Genomic DNA, 10,786 nt, shown 5'->3' on the forward strand with positions numbered 1-10,786 from the left:
TGTCGATGTCCTATTTGGAGGTAACCCATGAGACACCTTAATCTACCATCCGGCCAATCCATTCCAGTGTTGGGAATGGGCACCTGGAGAATGGGGGAAGTGGCCAGTCAGCGATCGCATGAGGTCGCCGCGCTGCGTCATGGGCTGGATCTGGGTGTGACGTTGATTGACACCGCCGAGATGTATGGCGAAGGCGGAGCCGAAACCGTCATTGCCGAAGCGATCGCTCAGCGTCGTGCCTCGGTGTTTTTGGTTAGCAAGGTATACCCTTATAATGCCAGTCGGCAGGGGGCGATCGCCGCTTGTGAACGCAGCTTGAAGCGGCTTAAAACAGACTATCTTGATCTCTACTTGCTGCATTGGCCGGGTTCGGTGCCGCTATCGGAAACGCTGGAGGCGTTTCAAGCGCTTCAGCAAGCGGGCAAAATCCGGGATTATGGGGTCAGCAATTTTGATGTGGAGGACATGGAACAGGCCAGTGCCTTGCCAGGAGGAGAGGCGATCGCAACCAATCAAGTGCTTTATAACTTGACGCGGCGAGGAGTTGAATGGGAACTGCTGCCGTGGTGCCGACAACGTCACATTCCAATCATGGCCTACTCGCCTGTAGAACAGGGGCGCTTGCTCACAAATCGCCTATTGCAAACCCTGGCGCAACAGCGGGGAGTGACTCCAGCACAGGTGGCGATCGCGTGGCTACTCCAGCAACAGAATGTCATTGTCATTCCCAAATCTAGCACTATCGCTCATGTTGAGCAGAACCGGGCCGCTCTTGATCTCCAGCTCACTCCAGATGAGATGAAGTCTTTAGACGATGCGTTTCCACCCCCTTCTCGTCGAGTTGCCCTTGAAATGCTGTAGGCAATCCTTAAAGATGTCCAACATGGTGCGATCGAGGCTAAGGCGAGGTGTTTTACACGGTGTAATTCCTGTTGTATCTCAGCAGATAGCGGTGCAAGCAACCCAGGTAGCCATCCAGTCAGCCCTGTATCGTTAGCCATTGCGCCGATGCTGCTAGGCAAACAATAGCCGTATACTAAACTATCCCTTAAAGGTTGTTTTATAAGGTATCAAATGTACTGTTCGCTCCTTAAATCCCCCAATTCGAAAGGACTTTGAAACAGAATGGGTTCGGAAGTCCCCCCACTGCGGGATTAGGGTGCGGTTCGAGTTGGGTTGAGTACTTTAATCCTCTGAAGCAGATGCACCCGAACCAATCCTACAAACAGATTGATTGAACGTATTGACACACGGTTCACTTGCTCATTCCTTTAGAATGAGTGAAATTAGTCGCGTAAACCGGGTATAACCAGAACGACTCCAAACCCCCTGTGATCCATGCGTTCGCAACCCAAAACCAAATTAACGTTTAGTTTAGCCAGAGCAGGATCATGACTGATGCGTTTAAGCAACAGCTAACTGCAATTCAGGAACAGGCAGCAGCCCTGATGCAATCAATCTCTGGGTTCTGTCAACAGTTTGATCTAGACGCTGCTACAGTCGATCGCGTTTCAACATTAGAACAGGCGATCGATGTCTTTCTCACCCAGTCCCACGCTGTACCAGCACCGCAACCCGTTAGCGATCCTCTCCCCGACACTCTGAATGATCTGTTTGCAAGCCCGGTTGACCAACAGTTGATAGGGTTCCTCGACGATATTCTTTTGGCCTCATCTGATGTGGTTTTTGTTCAAGATCGATTAGGTCGCTACACCTACTCAAACGTTGCCAGTACAGAAGTTCTAGGCGTTGAACGGACTTCTCTTTTAGGCAAATCGTTTCAAGATTTAGAGTTGCCCCAGGAAACGGTTGAGCTTTTTAATGCCCAACGTGAAGCTGTTATTGAACGCAAGAAACCCATTAGCGGGGAAGTGTTGCTTCCCACTATTTACCAACAAAGCAAAGCCTACCACTATACCTTTAGCCCAATTCGCGGTGCTGATGGTAACGTTGAGGCCATTATATTTACCGCAAAGGATATCAACGATCGGCAACGAGCCTTGATGGCGCTACAGGCATCGGAAGAAAAGTATCGATTTCTCTTTGATGCCGCAACAGATGCCATTTTAATCATCGATGTTTCCACTGGAGTGATTCTCAATGCCAATTGGAATGCGGCCAGACAGCTAGGATACTCTCGCAAAGAGCTATTTCAATTAACCATTGATGATATTGAAGCTCCGATGGATTCGGCCTACCGCACCACAATTTATCAGCGGTTAGAGAGGGATGGCGACGTTGTATTTGAGCATGTCTATCGGCGCAAAAATCAGTCTGAAATTCCGGTCGAAATTAGCGCTCAAATCATTGAATATGAGGATCGGCTGGCTATTCAAAGCTTTGTGCGTGATATCACAGAACGCAAGCAAACTGAAGGTGAGCTGTATCAAAGCGAAGAGAAGTTTCGCCAACTGGCCGAAAATATTCGAGAGTTATTTTGGCTCTGTGACCCGATCCTGGAACGCTACATTTATGTCAGTCCGGCTTGCGAACGGGTATGGGGATACGACAGCGAGTACTTCTATGAAAACCCATTCTTTTTGTTAGAAATCGTTCATCCAGATGATCGCGCCTTTGTAGAACACAACATGGGGTTGGAGTCGAGTGGCAATGGCGTTGATATGGAGTATCGGATCATTAAACCCAATGGCGATGTGCGGTGGGTACACGATCGCTCGTTTCCAGTAATTAACTCAGCGGGTGAAGCCTATCGTTTAGTGGGCATTGCAGAAGATATTACCGAACGAAAACAGGCTGAAACCGCTCTACGCCAAAGCGAAGCACGCTATCGCGCCATTGTTGAAGACCAGACTGAACTCGTCTGTCGCTGGTTACCCGATGGCACGTTTTGCTTTGTTAACGAAGCCTTTTGCCGTTTCTTTGACCTGCAAATTGGGGCATCACACGATCCAAGCCTGGTTCTGCCCTTCAGCATGGATTGTCAACACGGAAAAGACATGTTGAAAACGGTATCCAGGTCAAACCCTGTTTTTACAACAGAACAGGCGGAACGGACGGCAAAGGGAGAGTTGCGCTGGTTGCAGTGGACGAACCGGGCTATTTTTGACGATCGCAACCAGGTTATTGAAGTTCAAAGCGTTGGGTGTGATATTACCGATCGCAAACAGGCTGAAGCGGCCACGCATCGGCTCAACGCTGAACTAGAGCAACGGGTTGCAATCCGCACGGCAGAATTGCGCCAAATCAATGACGAACTGGTGACGGAAATTGTAGAACGGAAACAGGCAGAACGGCGATTAAACTTAGTGCTTCAGGCCGCCAAGCTTGGCTCCTGGGAATGGGAACTTGAAACTGGGGGGATGCTGGGTTCCGAGCAGTTTAAGGCCAACCTGGGTTCCCTGGCCGATGCGGAACTTTCTGCCCAAACGTTTTTTGAACGGATTCACTCCGACGACCAGGAACAGGTGCGTCAGTTAATGCAGCAAGGGGTGCAAACCCATACCGATGTTGAAACCGAATGTCGCTGTGTATGGAATGACGGTAGCACTCACTGGATCTGGATATTTGGCCGTCCAACGTATAACAGTGCGGGTAAACCCGTTAAACTCAGCGGTATTTGCCTGGACATTACCGATCGCAAACGCACCGAGCAAGCATTGCAAGCATCGCAGTCCAAGCTTAATGAACTGCGATCGTAGCCACTACCTGCTGGCGAGTCCGTATCGAAGAGGTTTGAAATCATAGACCAGGGAGGGAACATTACCCTGCCGACCTATTGAATGCCCACACTGGAGCAAGTTACACGCCTGAAGTTGCGTCCAACGCCATCTGGCCCCGTTTCGGCAACCCATCCTGTAATATCGGATCGGTTGATTCGCACCCAGGCGCGACCAGCTTCGCTGGGCGGTTGAGATTGAAACTGGCGATCGCCTACAATTCTGAACCCTTGCCCTACTTCTACAAATCGTCCCGTGTTAGCCGCCTGGGTACTGGGTTCCGTTTTGATGGCCAAAACGGTTTCTGCCACTCCACAGGTGCTTCCTTGAGGAGCAGGAGATGGAGCAGGAGATGGAGCAGGAGATGGAGCAGGGCTGGGAGAAGGGAAAGGGGTAGGAGTGGTGCCGCAGGAAGCGAGAAAGACGGTTTGAATGTAGCCTGTGTTGGGGAAGCTAATCCGTATCCAGCCAAAACTGGGTTGATTCGGAACACCAGCAAGCGTTACCGGTGTCCCCGGTTGAATATCCACAACGCGAGATGAAGCCAGATCGGCGGCACTGTAAACTCGCTCTAACCGCCGAGTTTGACGGCATTGCCCGGTCAAATCTTGGGCAATTTGCACTGCTGGAGCATCAGCAGCGTTTAAATTGGAGCCGTTTGTAGATGTTGCAAGGTCAAGAGCGGTGGCTGTTGCGATGCTGGAACTACCTGTTAGTAAACTAAAACAGACAGCATACCCTAGCTGATTGAAGTTCATACTATGTTTCATGGATATTCATGTCGAGAAGAATACCATGCCGCTATAGCTCTGGCTCGGCAGAACAATGCTTTGTAAAAGACGCGCGAAAGCAACCCCGTTGAGCAAACCTCAGCCTTGGGTGAGCAGGTTAAATCTTTGTTGCTGGAGAATCTTTATTTCTGTAAACAATATCTGTTTTGATGCCCTAAATCTGCAACAGTCACAGTAGCTACAGTCGTAAGTAGCGATTGTAAGTAGCCGACTTGCAGGGAAAGATCATAAAGACTGGCTGCGATTGAAGCGATCGCCCCCAACTTCATTGTCGTCATAGCTGTTGTATTGTTGTCATAAGTATTGTTGTCATAAGTATCGTCACCGCTGGCCTAAAGACTGATGTAATACAACCGACCTCAACCATTATGGAAACACTAATTGGATTCATTGTTACATCACTGGTGACTGCCGTAAGCCTACTCATTATCTCTAAATTGCCGCTGGGAATCGAGATTGATGATTTTGGCAAAGCAGTCATTGCCGCTGTCGTATTTGGCTTGCTAAACGGTCTGGTCAAACCCGTTTTATTTTGGCTGGCATTACCGTTAACCATCCTCACATTGGGGCTATTTTTGATTGTTCTCAATGCCATTATTTTTGGGCTGGCGGCCTGGATTGTTGAGGGCTTCCGCCTGCGCTGGGGATTTGGCAGCGCCATTTTGGGTGCGATCGCCCTTAGCATCATCAATTCCATTTTGTCTGGAATCCTGGGCGCTTTTGGCATTATGACCTGAGAGGATGCTTTAATTGCCACTCCTCAAATTCTCATCGTTCTACTCCAGCGCACAAGCCCTGCTATAGACTGAAGCTATAGAGCAACGTAGAACTAGAGACTCATGATTCTATCGACAACGGATGTCATTCAAGGGGCGATCGTCGAGCAATATTTGGGCATTGTAACGGCGGAAGTCGTTTACGGTAGCAACGCTCTGCGCGACTTCTTCGCTGGCATTCGAGATATCATTGGCGGACGTACAGGCAGTTACGAACGTGTCTTTCAACGGGGACAACAAGATGCCCTCGATGAACTGGCAAAACGAGCCGATCGCCTGGGTGCCAATGCAGTAATTGGCATTGAAATAGACACCGGCACCATTAACATCGATCAGACTGGAGCCTTGTTGTTGATTACGGCAACTGGGACAGCCGTCAAGCTGCAAAATCCTCAAGATCGCCGCTAACGCTGACGCTGATAGCGTCCCATTAGTTCAGCACCCGCCAACACATGCCCCTGCATCGCCTCTACCACATCAGTCTTTGTGGTACCGGGCGGCAAATTCAAGTGGGTATCCAATGCATAGAGCCTGAAAAAATAGCGATGGCTGCCGCTGGGTGGGCAGGGGCCACCGTAACCATATTCGTTAAAATCGTTCTTTCCCTGAAGGCCGCCATCCAGCAAGAACGGTTGTTTCTCCAACCCTGCGGGCAATTGACGCAGATCGGGCGGCAGATCATACAGTACCCAATGGATAAAAGGTTTTCCAGGCGCATCCGGGTCGCTTACAATGAGGGCTAAACTCTCGGTTCCGGTGGGCGGTGCGTCCCAGCTTAAAGCAGGTGAACGATTCTCGCCCTCGCAGGTGTACTGGACTGGAATCTGGTCTGCCGCCGCAAAGACTGAATCGAGCCTCATTGTTTTGGGAGCCTGGAGTTCATCTCCATCACTATTGCCATTACAGCCAATGAGTACAAACCCAATCAAGCCGACTAAATAGCGGCTGTAGTGTAGAAACGGTCGTCGTCCTGTCATTATGCACTAAAGTATTTTGCCGCCGGATGATACGCCACGATCGCCGTAGTAGATTGCTCTGGATAAAGCTGTTCGCTTTCGTCCATGTGCAGGTTAATCCGTCCCGCATCCAACAAATCCAGCAGCGTGTACTGGTCTTGAATATTAGGACAGGCCGGATACCCAAAACTAAAGCGAGAACCGCGATACCGTTGGGCTAACACATCACGAATGGCGCTGGGTTCCTCAGCCGCAAACCCTAGCTCCTGTCGAATACGGGCATGGGTCCACTCGGCCACGGCCTCCGCCACCTGCACCGCTAACCCGTGGAAGTAGAGGTAATCGGTGTATTGATTCGCATCAAATAACTGCTTGGCAAACGTGGTCGCAACCTCGCCCACCGTTACCGCTTGCATCGGGAAAACGTCTATCTGGCCGGACTCTCTGGGGGCAAAAAAGTCCGCAATACAAAGGCGGCGCATCGATCGCTGCCGGGGGAACGTGAATGTGGCGATCGCCTCCCGCGCTGCATCAGATGATTCCATTACAGCTGGATGATACAGATGCAGTGAATTACCCTCCGCCTGACAGGGGAAGTAGCCATACACCACCTGTGGATGCAGCAATTGTTCCTCTACAATCCGGTATTTCCAGGTTTCCAGAATGGGATGAACCTTCTCAGCTAAGAAAGCGTTGTATTCCTCGCGCGACTGGTCTTTAGGCTTGCGGAACTGCCATTGTCCGGCAATGAGCGCTTGCAAATCGAGATAAGCAAACACCTCTTCCAGCGGAATGTCTTGCGGCTGTAATACCTTGCTGCCCCAGAACGGTGGTACGGGTCGATCGATGTCTACGGCAACCGCTGCCGATCGCTCGGTATCGATGATGTTGGGTTCGGCCATCGCCTCCTCAGCGTTGCTATCTCCCGTTGATTCGGAGTCCTCTAACGGCGGACTCTTCACCTTTAGCGGTGTATTGTCTTCATTCAAAAAGCCCTGAAGATTATCCCACTGACCGGATACCTTGGCAGGCATTAGCTTATCCATAAAGTGCAGGTCAGAAAAGGCATCCTTGCCGTAAATTACCCGCCCGTTGTAGCTGTTCTGGCAGTCTTCATAGACAAACTTGGGCGTGAGTGCAGCCCCCCCCAAAATTACCGGAACCGTAATACCTCGCTGGTTAAACACCTCCAGATTTTCTTTCATAAACGCGGTCGATTTCACCAGCAAACCGCTCATGGCAATACAATCGGCCTGGTGCGCTTCGTAAGCTTCAATGATGTTGTCAACAGACTGTTTAATACCGATGTTGATCACCTTGTAGCCGTTGTTGCTAAGAATGATATCAACCAGGTTTTTGCCAATATCATGAACGTCACCCTTTACGGTGGCAATCACCACAACCCCCTTAGATTGCCCCGACTCTTTCTTCTCCATAAACGGCTCAAGGTAAGCCACGGCTGCTTTCATGGTTTCCGCCGATTGCAACACAAAGGGTAGTTGCATTTGCCCCGAACCAAACAGTTCCCCAACCACCTTCATGCCATCGAGCAAGAAAGTGTTGATAATTTCCAGGGGTGGATATTGCTTCAACGCTTTTTCTAACACCTCTTCCAGCCCAATTCGCTCGCCATCAATGATGTGCTGCTTCAGCCGTTGGTCTAGCGGCAGGTGTTCATCTTGAGAGCGATCGCGCTTGGTTGTAGCGCCTTCAAATAGCTGGGTAAGTTCGGTCAATGGATCGTAAACGCAGACATTGCCCTCAAATCGACGTTCATCAAAGATCAGTTGACGGCACACTTCTTGATGCTGCGGATCAATTTTCGCCAGGGGCAAAATCTTGGCGGCGCTGACGATCGCTGCATCTAACCCAGCTTCCATCGTCAGATGCAAAAAGACTGAGTTTAATACCATCCGTGCTGCCGGATTTAGACCAAACGACACATTGGAAACGCCTAAAACAATGTGAACCCCAGGCAGGTCTTGCCGAATCTGCCGAATCGCATGGATGGTTTCTCTGGCATTGACCCGGTCTTCTTCAATTCCCGTCGAAATGGGCAAGGCCAGCGGATCGTAAAACAGTTCATGCGCCGGGATGCCATATTCCAGCGCATCCCGATAGGCACGTTGAGCGATCGCAAATTTGCGGTCTGCCGATCGCGCCATACCCTCTTCATCAATAGTGCCAACGACAACCCCAGCCCCGTACTGCTTCGCCAGTTCCAGCACTTTAAAGAAGCGCTCATCTCCATCTTCATAGTTGGTGGAGTTCAGCAAACATTTGCCGCCTGCCACCTTTAACCCGGCCTCCATCTTTTGCCACTCGGTGGAGTCGAGCATGAGGGGAATCGTAACATTGGTAACCAGGCGCGACACCAGTTCTCGCATGTCTCGCACGCCATCCCGCCCAACATAATCCACGTTGACATCCAGAATGTGTGCCCCTTCCCGCACCTGCGCCTTCGCCAGAGACACTAACCCATCCCAGTCTTCGGCATTGAGCAAATCGCGGCACTTTTTAGAGCCGCTGGCATTTAACCGCTCGCCAACGATTAAAAACGAGTTGTCCTGGTCGTAGGTTTGGGAGGTATAAATAGAAGCGGCGGATGGCGTATAGCTTAAAGCGGGACGAGGCGAATCGATCGCTCCATTAGTGGAATGGGTGGGGTCTTGCTCTAGCAGGGCGATCGCAGATTGCCTGACTTCGCGTGCCTTGGGTGCTAACGTCGGTGCCAGCTCTGCCAGTTGTTGAATGTGGTCGGGTCGGGTGCCGCAGCATCCTCCTATCACCTGAACGCCTAAATCTTCAACAAAATGCATCAACGCCATCCGCAGCTCGATTGGTGTGAGCTTGTAATGGGCGTGACCCCCTACATTTTCGGGGATGCCCGCATTGGGAATGCAGGAAATCACAAAGGGAGAGTTGGCCGAAAGATAGCGAATATGTTCAGCCATGCGATCGGGACCCGTGGCACAGTTCAACCCCAAGATATCGATCGGATAGGGTTCTAAAATGGTTAACATTGCCGCCGCATCGGAACCCACCAGCATAGTGCCCTGCTGTTCCATCGTGACGGAAACCATCAACGGTCGTCGCTCACCTTTCTGGGCAAACACCTCTTCGATCGCATTCAGCGCTGCTTTAATTTGCAGTACGTCTTGACAGGTTTCAACAATAAATAAATCGACGCCCCCGTCATACAACCCGTTTGCTTGCTCTGCGTAAGACGCTTTCATGGTGTCGAAGTCGATGTGCCCCAGCGTTGGCAGCTTCGTGGTAGGGCCAATTGAACCCGCTACAAATCGGGGCTTTTCTGGTGTAGAAAATTCGGCGGCGACCTCCCTGGCTAAAGCTGCCGCATCTTTGTTGAGCGTATAAGCAATATCGGCCAGGTCATATTCGGCCAAAACGATCGACATTGCGCCAAACGTGTCGGTTTCAATCACATCTGCGCCCGCCGCCAGGAACTCGCGATGAACCTGCTTCACGGCATCGGGTTTGGTATGCACTAAATATTCGTTACAGCCTTCATATTCTGCCCCGCCAAAGTCTTCTGCCGTCAGGTTTTGAGTTTGTAGCGAGGTACCCATTGCTCCATCAAATACCAGGACGGGGCGATCGGAACTGTAGAGGCGTTCTAAAAATAGGCTAGACATAGTGCAACGAGTTACCAACTTGCAGACGACTTAAACCGCTTTACTTAAACCGCTTTTAGTAGATTATCAACCTCTTCTCAATTCTGGGGAGAGAAGCAGCATTTTTACTGTCATCCAGAACAGGAGTGCCTGGAAGACCTGCCATCGATGTTACAAAATTACAGGATGCATTCGCTCCCGAATTCTCCGAGGCTAAGGAATGGCTGAACCTGCGAAGTACCCCAGGGTTGGAAGATTTAGGAATTATCAGAAGACAGGCCATCTGAAAAAGCACCCTGGACAGCAGCGCCGTTAACCCTTGTAGTGACCTGTAGTTAATATATTGTTACTCAACCAGTATATCGAGTTGCCGCGCGGTTGATGTGGGCTGAGCGAACGAGGGGTAGGGCGATCGCGCCACCATTCTGGCTGCCTTCCTGATTCCCAAATCCGAGGGGTGTTTGTAACACTTCATTGCAAGTCAATTGTCTCAGGTATACTCGCCGCAAAATCCTAAAGAAAGCTTACGGAAATGGTCAACTCGAAAAAGTTCTGCCACACTGTTTATGTTCAATCGAGGTCAGCTTATATAAAGACCTTGACTATACCCTGTGAATAAATGCGAAAGCGCCAGCCTTCCTTAGAAGTGTCTGGCGCTTTCGCTATGGCCAAGCTGTGATCGGGGCGATCGCGGCTATTGCACCAAGCAGCAGCGATCGCCTGTTATCAAAGCGTTGTTAAAATGGCCGCAACGGTTGTGGCTCAAGCTGTGGAAGCTGCGGCTGTGGTGTGGGTTGCACGGGTGCAGGTTGAGTTGGGGCTGGTAGTTGAACGGGTGGTGTGGGTTGAGTCGGTGGTGTAATGGGTTGCTGGGGCACCTGCGGCTGAGGTGCCTGTTGCGGGGGCGTGGGTGATGGGGCAGGTTGGGCGGGTGGCTGTACGGGTGCAGGT

The 10,786-nt window shown here is 50.8% G+C and carries 8 protein-coding genes; 4 read left to right on the forward strand and 4 right to left on the reverse strand.

The window, feature by feature from the left end:
- Positions 1-27: 27 nt before the first annotated feature.
- Both IQ268_RS23785 and IQ268_RS23790 read left to right on the forward strand, forming a co-directional pair.
- On the forward strand, positions 28-861 hold the full coding sequence (locus IQ268_RS23785; RefSeq protein WP_193884401.1) for an aldo/keto reductase: 834 nt from the start codon (positions 28-30) through the stop codon (positions 859-861).
- Between the two features lie 530 nt (positions 862-1,391).
- On the forward strand, positions 1,392-3,659 hold the full coding sequence (locus IQ268_RS23790) for a PAS domain S-box protein (RefSeq protein ID WP_193884403.1): 2,268 nt from the start codon (positions 1,392-1,394) through the stop codon (positions 3,657-3,659).
- Between the two features lie 74 nt (positions 3,660-3,733).
- Here IQ268_RS23790 and IQ268_RS23795 read toward each other — a convergent pair whose 3' ends face one another.
- Positions 3,734-4,447, reverse strand: a complete 714-nt coding sequence (locus tag IQ268_RS23795; protein WP_228035665.1) for a hypothetical protein — start codon at positions 4,445-4,447, stop codon at positions 3,734-3,736.
- Positions 4,448-4,836: 389 nt separating this feature from the next.
- On the opposite strand from IQ268_RS23795, the gene IQ268_RS23800 reads away from it, so the two are divergent.
- Together IQ268_RS23800 and IQ268_RS23805 are read left to right on the forward strand one after the other, a co-directional pair.
- A complete protein-coding gene (locus IQ268_RS23800; protein ID WP_193884407.1) occupies positions 4,837-5,205 on the forward strand; it encodes a phage holin family protein in 369 nt (122 codons plus the stop codon).
- Between the two features lie 102 nt (positions 5,206-5,307).
- Entirely contained in the window at positions 5,308-5,652 is a 345-nt protein-coding gene (locus IQ268_RS23805; protein ID WP_193884409.1) for a YbjQ family protein, read from the forward strand.
- Here the strand turns inward: IQ268_RS23805 and IQ268_RS23810 are convergent.
- The 3 genes from IQ268_RS23810 to IQ268_RS32395 form a co-directional block, all read right to left on the reverse strand.
- Positions 5,649-6,221 (reverse strand): YbhB/YbcL family Raf kinase inhibitor-like protein, encoded by a 573-nt coding sequence (locus IQ268_RS23810; RefSeq protein ID WP_193884411.1) that lies wholly within the window; start codon positions 6,219-6,221, stop codon positions 5,649-5,651. The genes IQ268_RS23805 and IQ268_RS23810 overlap by 4 nt on opposite strands.
- Positions 6,221-9,856: a methionine synthase gene (gene metH / locus IQ268_RS23815; RefSeq protein WP_193884413.1), complete on the reverse strand. Its 3,636-nt coding sequence runs from the start codon at positions 9,854-9,856 to the stop codon at positions 6,221-6,223. The genes IQ268_RS23810 and metH overlap by 1 nt, the downstream gene beginning before the upstream one ends.
- A gap of 716 nt (positions 9,857-10,572) precedes the next feature.
- Positions 10,573-10,786, reverse strand: a 214-nt coding sequence (locus IQ268_RS32395; RefSeq protein WP_228035666.1) for a hypothetical protein, incomplete at its 5' end; no start/stop codon positions are given.

Origin of the sequence: Oculatella sp. LEGE 06141 (assembly GCF_015207605.1) — a bacterium.
In the GTDB taxonomy this organism is placed as follows: Bacteria; Cyanobacteriota; Cyanobacteriia; order Elainellales; family Elainellaceae; genus Oculatella.